Here is a 19875-nt window from a genome sequence, read left to right on the forward strand (position 1 = left end):
GTACAGCGGCACCAACTACGACCGCCCCGGCTTTCAGGCCATGCTGGCCGAAATTGAGGCAGGAAAAGTGGCCGTCTGCTGCACCAAAGACCTATCCAGACTGGGTAGAAATTCATCGCTGACCGGGCTGTATATCAACTTCACTTTCCCGAAATATGGAGTGCGGTATATCGCCATCAATGACCACTTTGACACCATCGACCCCAACAGCACCGACAACGATGTGGCAGGTATAAAGAACTGGTTCAACGAGTTTTTTGCAAAAGACACCAGCCGAAAAATCCGTGCGGTGCAGAAGGCGAAGGGCGAGCGCGGCGTACCGCTGACCACCAATGTCCCGTTTGGGTATCTCAAGGACCCGAATGACAAGACCAGATGGATTGTAGACGAAGCGGCGGCGCAGGTGGTCAAGCGCATTTTCCGGCTTTGCATGGAAGGGCGCGGGCCGATGCAGATCGCCAAAGTCTTGCAGGAGGAAAAGGTGCTCAACCCCACTGCCTACAAGCGCAGGGCGGGCATCAAGACACCAAGCCCGGAGACTTCCGATCCCTACCACTGGAACACCAACACCGTTGTCCACATTCTGGAACGGCGAGAGTACACTGGCTGTACGGTCAATTTCAAGACCTACACCAACTCCATCTGGGACAAGAAGCAGCGGGACACGCCCCTTGAAAAACAGGCGGTATTTTACAACACCCACCCGGCGATCATCGAGCAGGAAGTCTTTGACAAGGTTCAGGAAATCCGCCAGCAGCGACACCGCAGGACGAAAACCGGCAAGAGCAGCCTGTTTTCCGGCTTGGTCTACTGTGCCGATTGCGGCGCGAAGATGCGGTACTGCACCACCAACTACTTTGAGAAGCGGCAGGATCACTTTGTCTGCGCCAACTACCGCAGCAATACGGGAAGCTGTTCGGCGCACTTCATCCGGGCGGTTGTTCTGGAGGATTTGGTCTGGATGCACATGAAAGCGGTCATCTTCTATGTGACGCGGTATGAGAAGCATTTCCGGGCTGCGATGGAACACCGGCTCCGGCTGGCCAGCGAGGAAAAAATCTGCGCCAGCATCAAGCGTTTGGAACAGGCGCAGCGGCGCATGGGCGAGCTTGACCGGCTGTTCATCCGAATCTATGAGGACAATGTGGCCGGGAAAATCACGGACGAGCGGTTTTCCATGATGAGCCAGTCTTACGAGGACGAACAGGCGCAGCTCAAGGCAGAAATCCAGACCTTGCAGCAGGACATTGAAGTACAGGAACGACAGATTGAAAACTTGGAGCAGTTTATCCAGCGGGTACACAAGTACGCGGATTTGCAGGAGCTGACCCCTTACGCTCTGCGGGAGCTTGTGAAGGCGATCTACATTGAAGCACCGGACAAGAGCAGCGGCAAACGGCGGCAGAATATTCGCATTTCCTATGACCTTGTGGGATTTATCCCCGTGGACGAGCTGATGAAGCAGGAAACGGCATGACCGAAGCCATGCCGTTCCTGCGAAAACTAATTTTGCTTTCTTATGACCCCCGACCATTACACGGGGACGGTCTTTTGCCGTCGAAAAAGTGGCCGGAGCCACTTTTTCGAGGGAGATGCGCGCAAGATGGGCCTCGATTCCTGACGGAAAAGTCGGCCCATCTTACGCGAGAAGTGTCATTTCCGAGGCGCATGTCCTCGGAAATGACGGATTTTCATTTGATTCCTGCGGCTTCGGCCGCAGGAACTCTGCGAGGTCTTCCTTCAGGGGAGGTTTTTCGACACGCTGAGACCGTCCCCTTACACAGGGACGGTCTTTTTCTCTGTTCCCAGCCGCTCCAGCCGCCCTTTCTCTCTGAGGCGGTAGAACGCCAGCCCCACGGCGTCGGCCAGCACCCAGCCGATGGGGATGGCCCACCAGATGCCGGGCAGGCCGATGGCGGGGATGGGGGCCAGGAGGTAGGCCAGGGCCACACGGGTGCCCAGGGAGAGCCCGGTGAGCACCACCGACATGCCGGGGCGGCCCAGGGCGCGGTAGAGGCCGTAGAGCAGGAAGAGGCAGCCGATGCCGCAGTAGCAGGCCCCCTCGATGCGCAGGTACTCCACGCCGATGGCGATGATGCCGGTCTCCTCCGGCGCCACAAAGATGGTCATCAGCGGTCCGGCGAAGGCGAACACCAGCACGGAGATGACCACGCAGAAGGCCAGAGCGGCGGCCACGGCGGAGCGGATGCCCGCCCGGATGCGGTCTGTCCTGCCCGCGCCGTAGCTCTGGGCGATAAAGGTGGAGAAGGCGTTGCCAAAGTCCTGAACGGGCATATAGGCGAAGGAGTCGATCTTCACCGCGGCGGCAAAGGCGGCCATCACGTCCACACCGAAGCTGTTGACCAGGCCCTGAATCATCAGGATGCCGAAGTTCATCACCGACTGCTGGACGCAGGTGAGGAAGGAGTAGGAGAAAATCTTCCCCACGGTCTGCCGCCGCAGCCGCAGCTCGGACCGGCGCGGGCGCAGCTGAGGAGCCCTGCGGAAGGCGTACAGGGCGATGCAGGCCGCCGAGACCGCCTGGGAAATGACCGTGGCCTCCGCCGCGCCGGCCACGCCCCGGCTCAGAACCAGCACAAACATCAGATCCAGCACAACGTTCAGCGCCGCGCTCACCCCCAGGAACACCAGCGGCACCGCTGAGTTGCCGATGGCCCGGAGGAGGGAGGCGAAGTAATTGTAGAGGAAGGTGAAGGGGATGCCCAGAAAGACCACCCGCACATAGGCCCGGGTCATCCCATATATCTGCTCCTGGATTTGCAGCGCGCGGAGGATGGGGTCAATCAGCGCCAGGACCGCCACGGTGAGCAGGGCCGCGGCGGCGGCAATGACCACAAAGGACACAAAGACGCTCTCCCGCAGCTTTTCCTCCTCCCGGCTGCCGAAGAGGATGGAAAAGCACACCCCGCTGCCCATGCACAGCCCCAGAAGAATGGAGGTGAGGAAGGTCATCAGGGAGTAGGACGATCCCACCGCCGCCAGGGCGTCCGGCCCCAGACAGCGGCCCACAATCAGGGTATCCGCCACATTATAGAGCTGCTGAAGCAGGTTGCCCAGTATCATGGGCAGGGCAAAGAGCAGCATGGACCGGGTGACCGGTCCCTCCGTCAGGTTTTGCTGCACGGCTGTCTCTCCTCTCCGGGCCGCCGTATGGGGCCTGTTCTTCTCCGTTCTGCCCCGCTGAGCGCGGAAACGCCCCCGGAGGGAGTTCCCTCCGGGGGCGCTGGCATACGGTGTGCTCAGAAGTACTTCTTCACGCCCTCGGTAGCCAGGTCGGCGTCGGCGCTGATGGTGACAGTGAACTTGATGTTGTTCTTCTCGCTGAAGCTGTTGAGCCAGTCGAGGAAGTCCTCCACGGACGCGTCGGTGGGCTCGGTGGGGACAATCTTGGTCAGGCTGTCGATGAAGATGTGGGTAATATCGTAGTCGCCGGCATAGAGCCCGCTGATAAAGCCCTTCATGAAGTCGAAGGACTTCATCTCGTAGTGAGACGCCTCCACCAGACGGATCTTATAATGAATATCGTAGGTCAGCTTGGGGCCGCGCTCAATGCAGACCACGTTTCCGTTCTCGCTATGCACGGCAGAGTTAATGAGTTCGATCATCTGCTTGGTCTTGCCGGTGCCCTTGACACCCATGATCACTCTCACCATATTAATCACTCCTTACATTGTAAGCCGGAACGCCTCCGGCCTTGTGTCTCTATGTTACCATTTATCCGGTCAGATTGCAACCGCTTTGCACAAGTTAACTAAAATTTCATGTTTCCCTGTGCCCGCATTGGCACGCTTAACCAATACTGCCCGGGCGGAGTGGAATCCGCCCGGGCAGTATCATTTTGGACATAATTTTTTCTTTTAACCCTTGTTCAGCCGGGCCTCCAGCTCGGCCTTGCGGTCCTCATAGCCGGGCTTGCCCAGCAGGGCGAACATGTTCTTCTTGTAGGCCTCCACGCCGGGCTGGTTGAAGGGGTTGACCTTCAGCAGGTGGCCGGACAGGCCGCAGGCGTACTCGAAGAAGTAGATCAGCTGGCCCACGGCGTTGGCGGTGCGCTTGGGCACGGTAATGGACAGGTTGGGCACGCCGCCGTCCACATGGGCCAGCACCACGCCCTGGAAGGCCTTCTCGGCCACAAAGGACAGGGGCTTGCCGGAGAGGAAGTTCAGGCCGTCCACGTTGTCGGGGTCGTTGGGGATGGTGATCTGGCCGCCGCACTCGGCAAAGCGGACCACGGTCTCAAACAGGTGGCGTTCGCCCTCCTGGATATACTGGCCCATGGAGTGCAGGTCGGCGGTGAACTCCACGCTGGCGGGGAAGATGCCCTTGCCGTCCTTGCCCTCGCTCTCGCCGTAGAGCTGCTTCCACCACTCGGCGAAGAAGCGGAAGGAGGGCTCGTAGCAGGCCAGCAGCTCGATCTTCTTGCCGCCGTCATACAGGCCGTTGCGGGCGGCGGCATACTGCCAGGCGGGATTGTCCAGGCCGGGCTTGGCCATGGCGGTCATGGCCTCGTGGGCGCCGGCCATCATGGCGTCGATGTCGACGCCGGCGGCGGCGATGGGCAGCAGGCCCACGGCGGTGAGGACGGAGTAGCGGCCGCCCACGTTGTCGGGCACCACAAACTCCTCATAGCCCTCGGCGTCGGCCAGGCCCTTCAGGGCGCCCTTGTGGGCGTCGGTGGTGGCGTAGATGCGGCCCTTGGCGCCCTCCTTGCCGTACTTCTCTTCCAGCATGGCCTTGAAAATGCGGAAGGCCACGGCGGGCTCGGTGGTGGTGCCCGACTTGGAGATGACGTTGACGGACCAGTCCTTGCCCTTGAGCTGCTCCATCACTTCCAGCATGGCGTCGGTGGACAGGCCGTTGCCCACAAAGTAGATCTCGGGGCCGTCCTTCTTGCACAGGTTATAGTTCGGGGAGGCCAGCAGCTCAATGACGGCGCGGGCGCCCAGGTAGGAGCCGCCGATGCCGATGACCACAAGGGCCTGGGAGTCGGAGCGGATCTTGGCCGCGGCGGCCTTGATGCGGGCGTACTCCTCCTTGTCGTAGTTCTCGGGCAGGTGGACCCAGCCCAGGAAATCGGAGCCGGGACCCCGGCCCTCCTGGAGCATGGCATGGGCCTCGGCCAGGTCGGCCTCGCGGCCGGTCAGCCAGTTTTCGGGCAGGAAACTCAGCGCGTTGGATGCGTCAACCTTGGGCATATCAAACAGCCTCCTCATCAGTATAACAGGGGATTTCCCATTGGTAAAAGTATACACCAAGTCGGCCCATTTTCCTAGAGGAAAATGAGCTGAAAATGAACTTCCGGCGCGGAGCATTTTCAGCGCCGCGCCGGAGCTTGTCCCGCCGGAGCGGGTCATTTTTTCAGTTCTTCAGGCTCTGCATTGGAGCAGGGATGCGGCCATCCCAGCCGGGCACGCCCGGCTGGGAACCCTGAATTCATTTTACATGCTCGGCGGAAGTGAATTCCGCCTGCGCCAAGGTTTTCCCCTCCGGGGAAAACGCTTGTACGGCGCAAGCGCCGCCCCATCTCTGATGGGGCCCCCGCGGCCGCCGCCTCAGTTCTTCAGGCTCTGCATTGGAGCAGGGATGCGGCCGCCGCGCCGGACGAACTCGGCCGAGCCGAAAGGGTGGACCGGCATCACCGGCGCGGAGCCCAGCAGGCCGCCGAACTCCACGGTGTCCCCCACCTTGGTGCCCGGGCCGGGGATGATGCGCACGGCGGTGGTCTTGGAGTTGACCATGCCGATGGCGGCCTCGTCGGCGATGATGGCGGAGATGGTCTCGGCGGTGGTGTCCCCGGGGACGGCGATCATGTCCAGGCCCACGGAACAGACGCAGGTCATGGCCTCCAGCTTGTCCAGGTGGAGGGCGCCGGAGGCGGCGGCGGCGATCATGCCCTCGTCCTCGCTGACGGGGATAAAGGCGCCGCTCAGGCCGCCCACGTGGGAGGAGGCCATGACGCCGCCCTTCTTGACGGCGTCGTTGAGCAGGGCCAGAGCGGCGGTGGTGCCGTGGGTGCCGCAGACCTCCAGCCCCATCTCCTCCAGGATGCGGGCCACCGAGTCGCCCACGGCGGGGGTTGGGGCCAGGGACAGGTCCACAATACCAAAGGGCACGTCCAGCCGGCGGCTGGCCTCCTGGGCCACCAGCTGGCCCATGCGGGTGATGCGGAAGGCGGTCTTTTTGATGGTCTCGGCCACCACGTCGAAGGGCTGGCCCTTCACGTCCTGGAGAGCATGGTACACCACGCCGGGGCCGGACACGCCCACGTTGATGACGCAGTCCCCCTCGCCCACGCCGTGGAAGGCGCCGGCCATGAAGGGGTTGTCCTCCACCGCGTTGCAGAACACCACCAGCTTGGCGCAGCCGAAGCCGCCCCGGTCGGCGGTGCGCTCCGCCGTGGCCTTGATGACGCGGCCCATCTCGGCCACCGCGTCCATGTTGATGCCCGCTTTGGTGGAGCCCACGTTGACGGAGGAGCAGACAAAATCGGTGGTGGCCAGGGCCTCGGGGATGGAGGCGATGAGCCGCCGGTCGCCGGAGGCGGCGCCCTTCTGCACCAGGGCGGAGAAGCCGCCGATGAAGTTGACGCCCACTGCCTTGGCCGCGTCGTCCATGGCCTTGGCGAAGGGGACGAAGTCCTCGGTCTCGGAGGCCCCGGCCACCAGGGCCATGGGGGTCACCGAGATGCGCTTGTTGACGATGGGGATGCCGAACTCCCGCTCGATGCCCTCGCCGGTGGACACCAGCTTCTCCGCCCGGCGGGTGATCTTGTCGTAGATCTTGCGGCAGGCGGCCTTGGGGTCGGGATCGGCGCAGTCCAGCAGAGAGATGCCCATGGTGATGGTGCGGATGTCCAGGTGCTGCTGGTCGATCATGTTGATGGTGGAGAGAATGTCGTGTTGATTCAGCATGGCAGGCACCTCAAATGGTATGCATGGCGTTGAAGATCTCTTCCCGCTGGGCGTGGATGACCACGCCCTTCTCTTTGCCGGCCTGCTCCAGGTCCGCGACCAGCCGGGCGAAGGGGACGTTGGTCTGGGAGGCGTCCACCAGCATGATCATGGTGAAGTACCCCTGGAGAATGGTCTGGCTGATGTCCAGAACGTTGACGTTGTGCTCGGAGAGCAGGGTGCAGACCGAGGCGATAATACCCACCTGGTCCTTGCCGATGACGGTGACGATGGCTCGCATTTGCTTCACAACCTCCCTGATTTATTGCAGTTCATCCAGTGTAAGCCCGAACGCGGGCAGGAAATGCTCGATAAAGTATTCCGCTTCCGGCAGGCCCATGGCCTTCACGGCCTCCAGGGTCTGCCCGGCGGCCTGGCGGAACTCGTTGTTGCCCGCCTTGACCTCCTCCACGCACTTGATGTGGGCGGAGAGCTTGTCCGCCGCCTTCACCAGGGCGCGGAGGGACGGGTCGTAGTCCTCCCGCAGCCAGGGCGCGTAGGCCGGGCGCAGCTCCGTCGGAAGCATGGACAGCAGCTTGTCCGCCGACACCGCCTCCACCGCCTTGTAGGCGTCCCGGATCTCCGGGTTGCAGTACTTCACAGGGGTGGGCAGGTCGCCGGTGAAAATTTCCGGCGCGTCGTGGTACAGTGCCGCCACAGCGGCGGCGCCCGGGTCGCAGTCCGCGTCCAGCACGTCCCGGCGGATGACGGCCAGCGTATGGGCCAGCACCGCCACCATGTGGGAGTGCTCCTGAATATTCTCCTGCACGGAGTTGCGCATGAGTCCCCAGCGGCTGATGTACTTCATCCGGGCGATGTAGGCAAAAAAGTTGTAGGACATTCCTCCCCCTCCCCCTGTCTCAATTATCAAAAAGCGGAGTCCCCGTGTCGGGGGCTCCGCCCGGTCGGCTCCGCCGTCCCTGCGTGAGCGGGATGGGGAGCGGCTCCGGAGGTTGGGAATTACTCCCCGTCCTCCGCGATGAGCGCGGCAATGTCCTTGCTGAAGGCCTCGCTCTCAGCGTCGGTGCCGTGGAACTCCACCTTCACGGGCTTGGCCAGGTCCAGGGAAAACAGGCCCATAATGGACTTGGCGTTGATCACATAGCGGCCGGACAGCACGTCAATCTCAGCGGCGCAGCGGGTGGCCGCGTCCACGAACTTCTTCACGTCAGAGATGGAAGTGAGGGATACGAAAAAGGTCTGCATGGTATTTGCCTCCTGTGGTTTTGGTCTGTACAATCCGCCGCCGGGCTGATAAAATAGTCTGAGCGGCAGCGCTCCCTTGCGGAATCCGCTACCATTATAGCACCACCTCCGAAAATTACAAACACAAATTCCGCTTCTCCCGTATTTTCGCCGTTTGCACCAGAGGTGGAAAGGCCGGGACAGCGGAATCTTGAGAGGGATAACCATGCGATATGCGATTTACACACTTGGCTGCAAGGTCAACCAGTACGAGACCCAGGCTCTGGAGACAGAACTGCTCCGCCGGGGCCACACGCTGGTCCCCTTCGGGGATGAGGCCGACGCCTACATCATCAATACCTGCACCGTCACCGCGGTGAGCGACCGGAAGTCCCGCAACGCCATCCGCCGGGCCAAAAAGCGCAATCCGGCGGCGGTTGTGGCGGTGTGCGGGTGCTACGCCCAGACCGCGCCGGAGGACGTGGCCGCCCTGGGGGTGGACCTGGTGTCGGGCACCGGGGACCGGCTGGGCTTTCTCAACGAGGTGGAGCGGCTCTCCGGCCTGGTCAGGGCGGAGGCGGAGCTGGCCCCCGAGATGCTGGTGGACAATATCATGACCCACCGCAGCTTTGAGCAGCTGCCCGCCGGCGGCCTGGAGGGCCGCACCCGGGCCATGCTCAAGGTGGAGGACGGCTGCGTCAACTTCTGCACCTACTGCATCATCCCCTACGCCCGGGGGCCGGTGCGCTCCCTGCCCCTTCCCGCCGCCGTGGCGCAGGCGGAGAAGCTGGCCCGGGACGGCTACCGGGAGATTGTCCTCACCGGCATCGAGATCTCCTCCTGGGGCCACGAGTTCCGGGACGGCACCGGTCTCATCGACCTGGTGGAGGGCGTCTGCCGGGCGGCGCCGGAGCTGCGGGTGCGGCTGGGCAGCCTGGAGCCCCGCACCATCACCGAGGATTTCTGCCGCCGGGCCGCCGCCCTGCCCAACCTGTGCCCCCACTTCCACCTGTCCATGCAGAGCGGCTGCGACGGGGTTTTGAAGCGGATGAACCGGAAATATGATACCGCGCGGTATTACGAGAGCGTTACATTACTCCGTGGATTCTTCGATCGCCCCGCCATCACCACGGACCTGATTGTGGGCTTCCCCGGCGAGACCGAGGAGGAGTTCACAGCCACCCTGGAATTTGTGGAAAAGTGCGCCTTCTCCGCCATGCACATCTTCCCCTACTCCCGCCGCACCGGCACCCCGGCGGCCAAGATGGCGGACCAGGTGCCCAACGCCGTCAAGGAGGAGCGGGCCGCCCGCGCCGGCGCCCTGGCCGCCCGGCTCAAGGCCGCCTACCTGGAGCAGTGGGTGGGCGCCTCCCTCCCCGTCCTCTTCGAGGAGGAGAAGGAGGGCCTCTGGCGGGGTCATGCCCCCAACTATGTGGAGGTCATGGCCCGTGGCGAGGCATTACACAATGTAATCCGGGATGTGAATATTACAGAGCTTCATGGAGACGGCCTGTTTGGCCAGGTGCTCTGACCGCCCGCAGCCGCTCCCGCAGCATGCCGCCGCACCTCCGCCTCTCCCCCGGCCGCTGTCAGGGGAGAGCGCACCTGCAACAAAATACCGGCCCCCGGAGACCGCTGCAGGTCCTCCGGGGGCCGGTATTTCCATTCTGTCAGGCCGGAACAGGCTCAGCCTTCGATCGGGGTGGACAGGCGGGCGGTGAGGGCGGAGATCTGGTCGGCGGTGAGGCCAATGCCGGTCAGATAGTCCTCCGCGGCCTTCTGCAGATCGACCTCGGAGAGGTCGGCGTCCTTCTCCAGGCCCGCCAGGTCGCGGAGCATGCCCACAGCCACCTCGGAGATGAGGTCGTACTGCTCGGAGCCCTTCTCCACATGGTAGTAGTTCTCATAGGAGACCATGTAGTCGGCCACGATCTCGTCCTGGGTGGCGCCCATCAGGGCCTCCAGCAGGATGGCGGTGAAGCCGGCCCGGTCCTTGCCCTCGTTGCAGTGGATGGCATAGGGCCCCTCGTGGGCGATGATGAACTCCAGGCCGGTCTTGAGCTTGCTCTGGAAGTCCTCGGACTTGTAGTCCACGCCCATGTTGAGGGCGACCACGCTGCCCGCCTCATACAGGCTCTTGTAGTAGGGGGAGTCGAAGCCCTCGGCGGCAAAGTAGCCCTGGATGGCCTCGTCACTGTCGGCCAGGTTGACAACGGTCTTGACGCCGGCTTTCTCAATCAGATCGTCGGCGTAGGCGGCGCGGCCAATCTCGGGGTTCACGGGGCTGCTGGTGCGGTAGAGGACGCCCTCGGCGATATCCCCCAGAACCACGGGGCGGAAGTTGGCGAACACCTCGTCGGAGGCGTAGTCGCTCCGCTCATTGGTGCGCTGGAGCTGATGGGCCTGATACTGGCCCAGGTAGCCGGCCTTCTCGGCCAGGGTGAAGGAGACCACGTCGCCCTCCTCCACGCCGTAGGTGCCGGCGAAGTCACCCATGTTGATGGCAACCACCAGGATATCGCTCTCCTGGTTGTCCCGCACCACGTTCTCACCGGTGTTGACGTCGCTGTACGCGGTGCAGAAGGGGATCTCCAGGCTCACCCCGTTTACCGTCACGTCCAGCACGTCGCCCAGCTCCAGGCCGGCGGTGTAGAGGGCCTCGGGCTTGATGTCCAGGTCCAGGTTGCCGTACTTCTCGACAGCGGCCACGCTGCCCACCACGGGGCCCCGGGTCACGTCATAGGTGTTGGAGAAAACCGCGCCGTTGACCACCCAGACGTCGGAGAAGTCGGGCGCGCCGTCCTTGTTGGGGCAGACCAGATAGTCGCCGTATCCGTGCTCGGAGGAGGGGTCGTTCACGTGGAGCACATCGCCCCAGGCGGTGTTCACAGTGAGGCGCACGTCGGCGGGGACAAAGCAGGCGAAGTTGGTGTCCGGCTCGGCCTTGGTCTTCAGGTCAATGAAGGTGTCCTTGCTGCCGGTAAAGTCCTCCGCTGTGAGGGCGGTGCCGTCGGCCTTGGTGTAGGTCTCCAGCACCTTGCTCAGCTTGGCGACCCACTGCTCGCCCACGGTGCCCTTGAGCACCACGCTCTCGCCGTCGTCGGTGGCGGTGTAGTCCACGTTCTCCAGCTCGTTGTGGAAGCTGGTCTCCTTGGAGACCATCATGCCCTGAATGGTGTACTCCGTCTTGCCGGTGAGGAAAAAGTCGTCGGCGTGGGCCTGGATGTACGCCTCGGCGGGGCTCTCAAAGCCGAGGGCGCCGAAGTTCATCAGGAGCTGGGCCAGCTCGGAGCGCTGGGCGGTGCCGGTGGGGCTGAGCCTGTTCTGATTGCCGGAGAGGAGGCCCAGCGCCACGGCCCGCTCCACGCCATCCCTGGCCCAGTCGGCCACGGAAGCGGCGTCGGTATAGGCGCTCAGGTCGGCGTTGGCCGCGTGGGCACCCTGGGCGTCCGCGTAGTCGGCAAAGACCTTGCCCAGCTCCTGCCGGGTCATGGCCCGCTCGCCGTCAAAGGCGCCCTGGCCGGTGCCGGCCGTCAGGCCCTCGTCCTCCGCCCAGGCGGCGGCGTCGGCGTACCACTTGCCGGCCACGTCATGGAAGGTGGCCGCCTCGGCCACGGCGGGCCGGCCGGCCATGTTGTACAGGGTCTGATAGACCATGCCGCGGGTGACGGTCATGTCAGGGCTGAAGACCGCTTCGCCCGTGCCGTTCATGATGCCCTCCCCGGTCACATAGGAGACGGCGGGGGCGTACCAGGCGTCCGCCGCCACGTCGGTAAAGGCCGCCTTAGCGCTCTCCTCCGGGCCGGCCGTTTCTTCCGCGGCCATGGCCGGAACTGCCAGGCTCAGGACCATGGCCGCGGCCAGAGGCAGCGTGAGGAGCTTCTTTTTTCCCTTCATTTGAGCATACCACCTTTTCTTTTCTCGTATCCCGCTGCAGCCGGGATACCGTTGTGTTTTCATAGTAGCAAAACTGCCGCCGCAATACAAGCACTTCTTGCCGCCCCTCCCTCTTTTCCTCCCAAAATATTGTATCAGGAAGCCGGGCTCTCAGAGGAGGAGATCGATCAGCCGCTGGTGCCGGCCATCAGGGATGCAGATTACTTCCGTGAAGGAGGCGCGCCCGGCCGGCACGGCGGCGGAGGGCTGTTTGTCCGGGAGCCTGAGGGCATGGGCTGGCTGCTTTCTCGGGGCGGCGGTGCTCGGCCAGAAAACATGAGGTGCCCCTTCGGCGGCCCGGCGACGGCAACGATGCGCCGGGCCGCAGAGGTATTTGGAATTTGACAGCTGTAAAAGGTGTGCAGGCGCAAGAAGCAAACCGCCTGCACACTTTTTCTTGCCTTTCTCGCAAAATAACGCTACAATTCAGATTATAAAAAACCAGTTCGGCGGGGACTGGCAGAAAGGCGGCCGTTTGTATGTATAATCCCCAGTTGGAGACATTTCTTCGCGTTGCAGATGCGGGAAGCTTTAACAAAGCGGCAGAAGAACTGTTTATCACGCCGCCGGCGGTCATCAAGCAGATCACATCACTGGAGTCCAGCCTGGATGTTCCGCTCTTTATCCGCAGCCCCCGGGGACTGAAGCTCACGGAGGCGGGGAAATCCATTTACCGCGACGCCCAATATATCATTCAGTATTGCAAAGACGCTGTCGTACGGGCGAAAAACGCCGCTGAGGAGGGCGACAAGGTCATCCGCATCGGCGTCTCCCCTATGACGCCGGGCCAGTTTCTTCTGGATCTCTGGCCGGGGATCAAGGAATACTGCCCGGATATCAAGTTCAGAATGGTCCCCTACGAGAACACGCCGGAAAACTCGGTAGAGATCCTGCGGAATCTCGGTCAGAACATCGATATTGTGGCGGGCCTCTTTGACCAAAAATTCCTGGAGGCGCGGCAATGCGCCGCACTGGAGCTGTCCAGGGAACCCATCCGCTGCGCCGTATCCATTTACCACCCCCTGGCCGGCAAGGAGCTCCTGACGGCGGAGGACCTTCACGACGAGAATTTCCTTCTGATCCGCCGGGGATGGAACCATTATCTGGATCAGATGCGGGACGAGCTGTGGCGAGACCATCCCCAGATTCACATCGTGGACTTCGAGATGTTCAACATCAATGTATTTAACCAATGCGAAAATTCAGAGGATATCCTCATGACCATCGACAACTGGCGGCAGGTTCACCCGCTGCTCAAGATCATTCCGGTGGACTGGAATTACACGATCCCCTATGGGCTTCTTCACTCCCCCCGCCCCACGCCAACAGTCAAACGCTTCCTGGACGCGGTGAAACGTGTCTGCGCTTCCTGAGCGCCGGACCAAAGCTGTTACGGGAAGGTATATACTGCATAACTTTTCGAGACTTCTGCTGAAGTCTCGATTTTTTTATAATATAGGCAAAAGCGGCGATACACAGCGCCGAAAATGGCGGGGTGATTACACATTGAAAAATTTTCTCTTGGAACCAGGCGGGAAGATCGTATTCGGCGGCGGCTGCGTGCGGGAATATCTGGCCGGCTTTGCCAGAGGCTACGGCCCCAATACGCTGCTGGTCAGTGGGGTGCGCTCCGGGCGGGAGAACGGAGCGTATGACGGGGTCTGCCGCAGCCTGCGCGCCGCCGGGAAGCGGGTCGTGGAGCTCTCCGGCGTTCAGCCGGGGCCGGATTATGAAGCCGTCCAAAGAGGCGCCAGGATGGCGCGGGAGCAGCAGGTCGATTTGATAGTAGGCGTGGGCGGCGGCTCCGTCATCGACTGCTGTAAGGCCATCGCCATGGCGGCGGTTTACCGCGGGGATCTCTGGACAGACTTCTGGGCCCGGCGGGGCGTCGTGGATTACCACCCCCTGCCGGTGGGGATCATCCCCACCACACTGGGAACCGGAGCGCTCAACGGCGCTGTGGTGCTGACCCGTCGGGCCGACGGGATGAGAGGCGCCCGGGACTATCCCCAATGCGCCCCCCGCTTCATTCTCTTCGACCCTGCCTATACCAGGACCCTTTCCCAGGCACAAATCATTTCCGATGGATTTCGTATTCTCAGCAGGGTCCTGGAGCTGTATTTTGCGCCGCCGGCGGGCGAAAACGTGACCAACGCTCTGTTGGAGGCCCTTGCAAGGGATGTGGTGCAAATCCTGCGGAGGGGCAGAGAACAGCTCCAGCATGATGCGTCGCGCACCGATCTGATGTGGGCAGGTGCCCTTGCGGGCAACGGCCTTCTCCAGGCCGGTAAGAGATGCCGGTACCCCTGCCGCCGGGCAGCGCTCCGCCTCGCATCCGATACCGACCGCCCCTTTACCCAATGTCTTGCCGTCCTGCAGTCGGCGGCGTACCGTGCCGCCTGCCTGGAGCACCCTGACAAGCTGACCCGGGCAGCCGCATTGGTGTGGGGGCTCGCTCCGGACGGGAAGGCGCTCCTGAGCGCGCTGGCCGGAGCGGATGCGTTTGACGCACTGCTTGGCAATTTGGGGCTTCCCACCCGGCCGCAAGCGTTGGGCATCACGGACTTGCCGCATTTCCAGGAATTTGTGGAGCAGGCCGCCCGTACTGACCGCCTCCCGCCAGCGGTCTGACGTGTGGAAAGGAGATGGTCTCATGCGCGCTGTCATATCCCTGCTGCTTTCCATTTTGATGGGGATAACCGTGGCATCCTGCGGTCAGAGTTCAAGCCCACCGCTCCCGGCGGGGCCTGCTTCCCCGGAGTCCTCCATGGAGGGTGCTCTGGTGGCGGAAAGCAGTTCTGCCCCATCTGGCGCCCCCGCAGATACGGTGGCCGCTGCCGAAGCAGATCCGGCGCGGCAGCAAACGCTGTATCTCTGGGAGCTGGGAAATGTCCCCGCTGCTACGGACTATACCAAGAACAGCGGCCAATATTTTGACGACCCCGATTTCCGCCCCTATATCGTTACCTTTCCCGTTCCCGAGGGGACAGAGGTGAAAGGGGCGGTTCTGATCTGTGCGGGCGGCGCATTCCAGTATCGGAGCGATGCAAATGAGGGCACTCCGGTGGCACAGGCCCTCGAGGATATCGCCGTCATGGGGTTTTCCGCCGGCGGAATCTTGTCCGGTGAGATGCTGCTCCACTGGGACGGCCTGGTGAACGGCTCCGCGCTGGATCCCGATTACGTACCTGATGCGCTGGACAGCGTCTCTGCCGATGCGGCCGCCTGCGGCATGATCTACGCCTTTTACAGCCGGCTCAGTGTGGGCACGACCGACGTAGAGGCACTGCGGGCCGGGGACCTTCCGCCCACCTTCTACTGCTACGGTACCGAGGACCCGTTCTACCGCCAATTCCTCGCCAATGCCGACGCAGCGGAGGCCGCCGGCGTTCCGGTGGAGCGGCTCCAGCTGGAGAACACTCCCCACGGCTTCGGCGTACAGGGCGGGTGGATCAGCCCATACGACGCATGGCTCAGTGAGATCTTTGATTCAAACTGATCGGAACGCCTTCCACGGCATATTCAGCTGAAACGATTTGGTTTATACCGAAAAACCAATCGGAACTTCCGGGCCTAAGACGATTGCACTATAATGCAGATAACAAAACAGACAACAAATTATAACGCCAAACTCAGTTTCAAAACCGGAAAGGATGATACGCAATGCTGCAAAAACACAAATGGCTGGCGCTGGCCCTGGCCGGTGCCCTATCCCTCTCTATGCTGGCTGGATGCACAGAAACCCAAGCGCCCGTCCCATCCGCCAGCAGCCCTGTCCCTCCTTCCGCAGATTCGAATCCGGATGTACCCGCGCCGGACACCTCCGGTGACGAAAGCGCGGCTGGGACAGGGAATGTTCTGGTGGTCTATTATTCCGCCTCCGGCAAGACGGAAGCTGTGGCAAATTATATTGCCGAAGCTGCCGGCGGCGATCTGTTTGAGATCACTCCGGCGGAGCCCTACACGGACGAGGATCTGAACTGGACCGACGAGAACAGCCGCGTTACCCGGGAACACGAGGACGAGTCCCTGCGGGATGTGGCGCTGACCGCCACAGAGGTGGAGAACTGGGATTCTTATGACACTGTGTTTATCGGCTATCCCATCTGGTGGGGCATCGCGGCCTGGCCCGTGGATGGTTTCGTGGAGGCCAACGATTTCACCGGCAAGACGGTGATCCCCTTCTGCACCTCCTCCAGCTCCGGTCTGGGAGAGAGCGGGGCGCTTCTGGCTGAGCTTGCCGGTTCCGGCGACTGGCAGGATGGGGAGCGGTTCCGCTCCGGCGTCATCCAGGAAGATGTAGCGGAATGGGTGGACAGTCTGGGACTGTCCGCATAAAGAAACAACGGCAGGAGCCGGGGCAAAGGCTCCGGCTCCTGCCTGCTTGTCACTCTATGACCAGAAAGGAATGCGAGAGAAATGCCGAAAAAAATTCTGATTTTATCTGCCAGCCCCAGGAAGGGCGGCAACTCCGACCTGCTTTGCGACCAGTTTGCCAAGGGGGCAGAGGAAGCCGGGCATCAGGCGGAGAAGCTCCGGGTGCAGGAACAGAAGATCCGTCCATGCCTGGCCTGCTATGGCTGCCGTGGTACCGGCGCCTGCGTCCAGAAGGACGACATGGCCGCGATTCTGGACAAAATGGTGGAGGCCGACGTGCTGGTGCTGGCCACGCCGGTGTACTTCTACTCCATGGACGGCCAGCTCAAGACCCTGATTGACCGCACCTTGCCGCGGTATACCGAGATCCGGGACAAGGAGGTCTACTTCATTGCCACGGCTGCGGCAGGCAAGGGCGCCATGGAGCGCACGATAGACTCGATGCGCGGCTTTACCGACTGCCTGCCCGGCGCCCAGGTGAAAGGCGTCATCTACGGCTCCGGGGTGTACCAGAAGGGCGAGGTGCTGGAGACGCGGGCCTCGCAGGAGGCTTACCAGGCGGGTAAGCGGGCCTGAGGCCTGAAACCCAGTTAAACCTTCTCCCTGCGCCTTTCCGGAATGAAACTGTATATCAGACAGAACAGACGCCCATTGTCTCCTCCCGCGTATATCCGAGCGAAAGGCTTGACCCTATGAATTGAACTTGGTAAGGAGGTCTCCCCTATGAAAAACTGCAATCGGATCGGGACCATGCTGCTGGCCCTGATTTTAACGCTCAGTCTCAGCATCGCGGCCCTTGCTGCTGTGGAGGACACCGGCTTTTCCGACGTGGCCGCCGACGCATGGTACGCCGACGCCGTGACCTATGTCCGGGACAACGGCCTGATGAGCGGCTCCTCTGAGACTACCTTTGTCCCCGATGGAACGATGACCCGGGGGATGCTGGTCACCACCCTGTACCGCTTGGCCGGCTCCCCCTCTCTGGAGAATGAAAATCTGGGCTATCCCTTTGCCGATGTGCCGGGTGACGCCTGGTATGCCGACGGGGTCTACTGGGCCCGGCTGACCGGCGTGGTCAACGGATACCCAAACGAGCGGTTTGGGCCCGATGACCCGGTGAGCCGGGAACAGATTGCGGCCATCCTCTGGCGGTATGCCGGCAGTCCTGCGGCAGAGCCTGGCACGGACTTTGCCGATGAGGGCAATATCTCCGATTACGCCGCCCAGGCGGTGGATTGGGCCCGGGCCAATGGGATCGTGAATGGGGCGGACGGCAACCGTTTCCTGCCCCAGAGCAGCGCCACCCGCGCCCAGGCGGCCACCATCCTGCGGAACTATCTGACTGCGGAGGAGCCCGCAGAGCCCGAGGTGCCGGCGGAGGAGAGCCGGGTCCTGGTGGCCTACTTCTCCGCCACCGGCAACACGGAGCGGGTCGCAAACCAGATTTCGGAGGCCACCGGCGGCGACCTGTTTGAGATCATGCCTGCCGACCCCTACACCGATGAAGACCTGAATTGGACCGACGAGGACAGCCGTGTCGTTTTTGAGTATGAGAACCCTGAGGAGCGGGACACCGAGCTGGTCGCTTACACCCCCGATGGGTGGGATGGCTACGATGTTGTGTTTATTGGCTACCCCATCTGGTGGTATGACGCCGCATGGCCGGTGGAGGGCTTTGTGGAGGAAAATGACTTTACAGGCAAGACTGTCATCCCCTTCTGCACCTCCTCCAGTTCCGGACTGGGTGAGAGCGGCAGCCGGCTGGCTGATTTGGCCGGCGCCGGCGACTGGCAGGAGGGACAGCGGTTCCGTTCCAGCGCCGCCCAGTCTGATATAGAGGCATGGGTCCGGGAGCTCGGTCTTTTATATGAATAAGCGCAAGGCATTGATGGTCAACAGCAGTCCCCATGGGACCCGCTGTGCTTCCACGGCTCTCTGCCGGGCGGGCCGGGACGGCCCCAACTGAAAGGAGCGAACGTAATGGAAAATTTCGTCTATGAGTACCCTACAAAGGTCTGTTTCGGCAGGGGCGCGGCCAAGGCCAATCTGCCCGGAATTCTCTCCGCCTACGGCCCCAATGTGCTTCTGGCCTACGGCGGCGGATCCATCAAGAAAAACGGCGTCTATGAGGAGATCACCGGCATTCTGAAAGAAGCGGGCAAGAATATCACCGAGTTTACCGGGATCATGCCCAACCCCACCTGGGCCAAGGTGCAGGAGGGGGCCAATCTGGCGCGGGAGCGCAAGATTGATTTGGTGCTGGCCGTGGGCGGCGGATCAGTCGTGGACTGCTGCAAGATCGTCTGTGCCCAGGCGGTCACCGGCGAGGACCTGTGGGACCTGGAGATGGTCCGGCACAAGATATCCTCCAGGGCGCCCATTCCTCTTGGGGCGGTGGTCACCGCCTCCGGTACCGGCGCTGAGATGAACGGCGGCGCCGTCATCACCAATGAGGACGCCAAAATCAAGGGCGGCATGTTCGCCGCCGCCCCCCGGTTTGCCATTCTGGATCCGGAATATACCATGAGCCTGCCCAGGATGCAGGTGCTCTCCGGCGCCTTTGACACCCTGAGCCACGCCATGGAAACCTACTTTGGCCGCTCCGACCGGGACAACGTATCTGACCAGGTTGCCCTGGCCATCATGCACAGCACGGTGGTCAATATGCGCACGCTGCTCCGGGACATCCAGGATTACACCGCCCGGAGCAACCTGATGTGGACCTCCGCCATGGCGGAGAACGGCATCCTGAAGGTAGGCCGGGTCACTGACTTTGAGTGCCACCAGATGGAGCACCAGCTGGGGGCCTATACCGACTGCAACCATGGACAGGGGCTGGCGGTACTCCATCCCGCCTACTACCGGCACATTGTGAAGGACGCCCCGGAGAAGTTTGCCCGGCTGGGCCAGGTGGTCTTCGGCACAGAGGGGGCCCAGGCCGCAGTGGACGCTCTTGCCGCCTTTATCAAGGAGTGCGGCCTTCCCACCAGACTGACGGAGCTCCGCTCCAGGACCGAGATCACGCCTGAGCTGCTCCGTCAGGTGGCGGACAGCGTCAACCTCCTGCAGGGCGGCCCCCGTCAGCTCACCCATGACGAGGTCTATGAAATTTTCATGGAGTGTATGTAACACAGAAACGCGATCCTGCCGGGACTTCAGCGGGATCGCGTTTCTTTCTTTTAATTTATAGGAAAACGGCGGCCTGCGGGCATGGTAAAGACAAGAGCACTTAAATGCCAAAAAAGAAATCCCCGGAAAACCGATGCTTTCCGGGGAAAATTGACTCTTTTAGCGCTTGGAGAACTGGGGAGCGCGACGGGCAGCCTTGAGGCCGTATTGCTATCGTTTTAGCGCCGTTTTTCCTTGATTTTACGGGCTTTTTTGAGGTAGCTGCACTCGGTTGTCC

17 protein-coding genes are annotated in these 19875 nt (G+C 62.2%); 9 read left to right on the plus strand and 8 right to left on the minus strand.

Annotation, left to right across the window (positions count from 1 at the left end):
* Nucleotides 1-1477 (plus strand): recombinase family protein (locus QZY67_RS08415; RefSeq protein ID WP_295369694.1); only part of this gene is annotated, 1477 nt, incomplete at its 5' end.
* A gap of 299 nt (nucleotides 1478-1776) precedes the next feature.
* Here QZY67_RS08415 and QZY67_RS08420 read toward each other — a convergent pair.
* From QZY67_RS08420 to QZY67_RS08450, 7 genes are all read right to left on the minus strand, one after another.
* Nucleotides 1777-3144, minus strand: coding sequence for an MATE family efflux transporter (locus QZY67_RS08420; RefSeq protein ID WP_295369695.1), 1368 nt, complete (start codon nucleotides 3142-3144; stop codon nucleotides 1777-1779).
* A gap of 116 nt (nucleotides 3145-3260) precedes the next feature.
* Nucleotides 3261-3674 carry a hypothetical protein gene (locus QZY67_RS08425; RefSeq protein ID WP_294535700.1) on the minus strand — a complete coding sequence of 138 codons (414 nt, stop codon included), beginning with the start codon at nucleotides 3672-3674 and terminating at the stop codon, nucleotides 3261-3263.
* A 204-nt stretch (nucleotides 3675-3878) separates the two neighbouring features.
* Complete coding sequence (locus QZY67_RS08430; RefSeq protein ID WP_295369696.1) at nucleotides 3879-5216, minus strand: glucose-6-phosphate isomerase; 1338 nt, start codon at nucleotides 5214-5216, stop codon at nucleotides 3879-3881.
* Nucleotides 5217-5573: 357 nt separating this feature from the next.
* Nucleotides 5574-6932, minus strand: a complete 1359-nt coding sequence (locus QZY67_RS08435; protein WP_294535705.1) for a PFL family protein — start codon at nucleotides 6930-6932, stop codon at nucleotides 5574-5576.
* Nucleotides 6933-6942: 10 nt separating this feature from the next.
* The gene (locus tag QZY67_RS08440; protein WP_295369708.1) at nucleotides 6943-7212 is read right to left on the minus strand and encodes an ACT domain-containing protein; all 270 of its coding nucleotides are present in this window, start codon (nucleotides 7210-7212) and stop codon (nucleotides 6943-6945) included.
* Nucleotides 7213-7233: 21 nt separating this feature from the next.
* Nucleotides 7234-7812, minus strand: a complete 579-nt coding sequence (gene yfbR / locus QZY67_RS08445; RefSeq protein ID WP_295369697.1) for a 5'-deoxynucleotidase — start codon at nucleotides 7810-7812, stop codon at nucleotides 7234-7236.
* A 119-nt stretch (nucleotides 7813-7931) separates the two neighbouring features.
* Nucleotides 7932-8177 (minus strand): HPr family phosphocarrier protein, encoded by a 246-nt coding sequence (locus QZY67_RS08450; protein ID WP_295369698.1) that lies wholly within the window; start codon nucleotides 8175-8177, stop codon nucleotides 7932-7934.
* Nucleotides 8178-8382: 205 nt separating this feature from the next.
* On the opposite strand from QZY67_RS08450, the gene mtaB reads away from it, so the two are divergent.
* The gene (gene mtaB / locus QZY67_RS08455; protein ID WP_295369699.1) at nucleotides 8383-9687 is read left to right on the plus strand and encodes a tRNA (N(6)-L-threonylcarbamoyladenosine(37)-C(2))-methylthiotransferase MtaB; all 1305 of its coding nucleotides are present in this window, start codon (nucleotides 8383-8385) and stop codon (nucleotides 9685-9687) included.
* Between the two features lie 155 nt (nucleotides 9688-9842).
* Here the strand turns inward: mtaB and QZY67_RS08460 are convergent, their stop codons facing one another.
* Nucleotides 9843-12053: an S-layer homology domain-containing protein gene (locus QZY67_RS08460; RefSeq protein ID WP_295369700.1), complete on the minus strand. Its 2211-nt coding sequence runs from the start codon at nucleotides 12051-12053 to the stop codon at nucleotides 9843-9845.
* Between the two features lie 518 nt (nucleotides 12054-12571).
* On the opposite strand from QZY67_RS08460, the gene QZY67_RS08465 reads away from it, so the two are divergent.
* The 7 genes from QZY67_RS08465 (at nucleotide 12572) to QZY67_RS08495 (ending at nucleotide 19598) form a co-directional block, all read left to right on the plus strand.
* On the plus strand, nucleotides 12572-13465 hold the full coding sequence (locus QZY67_RS08465; RefSeq protein WP_295369701.1) for a LysR family transcriptional regulator: 894 nt from the start codon (nucleotides 12572-12574) through the stop codon (nucleotides 13463-13465).
* A 133-nt stretch (nucleotides 13466-13598) separates the two neighbouring features.
* Nucleotides 13599-14723, plus strand: a complete 1125-nt coding sequence (locus QZY67_RS08470; protein WP_295369702.1) for an iron-containing alcohol dehydrogenase — start codon at nucleotides 13599-13601, stop codon at nucleotides 14721-14723.
* Between the two features lie 433 nt (nucleotides 14724-15156).
* On the plus strand, nucleotides 15157-15591 hold the full coding sequence (locus tag QZY67_RS08475) for an alpha/beta hydrolase fold domain-containing protein (protein ID WP_295369703.1): 435 nt from the start codon (nucleotides 15157-15159) through the stop codon (nucleotides 15589-15591).
* 362 nt (nucleotides 15592-15953) lie between these two features.
* Nucleotides 15954-16430 (plus strand): flavodoxin, encoded by a 477-nt coding sequence (locus tag QZY67_RS08480; RefSeq protein WP_366448958.1) that lies wholly within the window; start codon nucleotides 15954-15956, stop codon nucleotides 16428-16430.
* 81 nt (nucleotides 16431-16511) lie between these two features.
* A complete protein-coding gene (locus QZY67_RS08485) occupies nucleotides 16512-17045 on the plus strand; it encodes a flavodoxin family protein (RefSeq protein WP_295369705.1) in 534 nt (177 codons plus the stop codon).
* Between the two features lie 147 nt (nucleotides 17046-17192).
* A complete protein-coding gene (locus QZY67_RS08490; RefSeq protein ID WP_295369706.1) occupies nucleotides 17193-18344 on the plus strand; it encodes a flavodoxin in 1152 nt (383 codons plus the stop codon).
* 105 nt (nucleotides 18345-18449) lie between these two features.
* Nucleotides 18450-19598, plus strand: coding sequence for an iron-containing alcohol dehydrogenase (locus tag QZY67_RS08495; RefSeq protein ID WP_295369707.1), 1149 nt, complete (start codon nucleotides 18450-18452; stop codon nucleotides 19596-19598).
* Nucleotides 19599-19875: the final 277 nt, after the last annotated feature.

Origin of the sequence: uncultured Pseudoflavonifractor sp. (assembly GCA_904419835.1) — a bacterium.
In the GTDB taxonomy this organism is placed as follows: Bacteria; Bacillota; Clostridia; order Oscillospirales; family Oscillospiraceae; genus Pseudoflavonifractor.

What these genes read in the sequence shown, in the direction of transcription:
- QZY67_RS08425 (WP_294535700.1), bottom strand. Translation starts at nt 3,674, where the DNA reads ATGGTGAGAGTGATCATGGGTGTCAAGGGCACCGGCAAGACCAAGCAG.
- QZY67_RS08430 (WP_295369696.1), bottom strand. Translation starts at nt 5,216, where the DNA reads ATGCCCAAGGTTGACGCATCCAACGCGCTGAGTTTCCTGCCCGAAAAC.
- QZY67_RS08435 (WP_294535705.1), bottom strand. Translation starts at nt 6,932, where the DNA reads ATGCTGAATCAACACGACATTCTCTCCACCATCAACATGATCGACCAG.
- QZY67_RS08440 (WP_295369708.1), bottom strand. Translation starts at nt 7,212, where the DNA reads ATGCGAGCCATCGTCACCGTCATCGGCAAGGACCAGGTGGGTATTATC.
- yfbR (WP_295369697.1), bottom strand. Translation starts at nt 7,812, where the DNA reads ATGTCCTACAACTTTTTTGCCTACATCGCCCGGATGAAGTACATCAGC.
- QZY67_RS08450 (WP_295369698.1), bottom strand. Translation starts at nt 8,177, where the DNA reads ATGCAGACCTTTTTCGTATCCCTCACTTCCATCTCTGACGTGAAGAAG.
- mtaB (WP_295369699.1), top strand. Translation starts at nt 8,383, where the DNA reads ATGCGATATGCGATTTACACACTTGGCTGCAAGGTCAACCAGTACGAG.
- QZY67_RS08460 (WP_295369700.1), bottom strand. Translation starts at nt 12,053, where the DNA reads ATGAAGGGAAAAAAGAAGCTCCTCACGCTGCCTCTGGCCGCGGCCATG.
- QZY67_RS08465 (WP_295369701.1), top strand. Translation starts at nt 12,572, where the DNA reads ATGTATAATCCCCAGTTGGAGACATTTCTTCGCGTTGCAGATGCGGGA.
- QZY67_RS08485 (WP_295369705.1), top strand. Translation starts at nt 16,512, where the DNA reads ATGCCGAAAAAAATTCTGATTTTATCTGCCAGCCCCAGGAAGGGCGGC.
- QZY67_RS08490 (WP_295369706.1), top strand. Translation starts at nt 17,193, where the DNA reads ATGAAAAACTGCAATCGGATCGGGACCATGCTGCTGGCCCTGATTTTA.
- QZY67_RS08495 (WP_295369707.1), top strand. Translation starts at nt 18,450, where the DNA reads ATGGAAAATTTCGTCTATGAGTACCCTACAAAGGTCTGTTTCGGCAGG.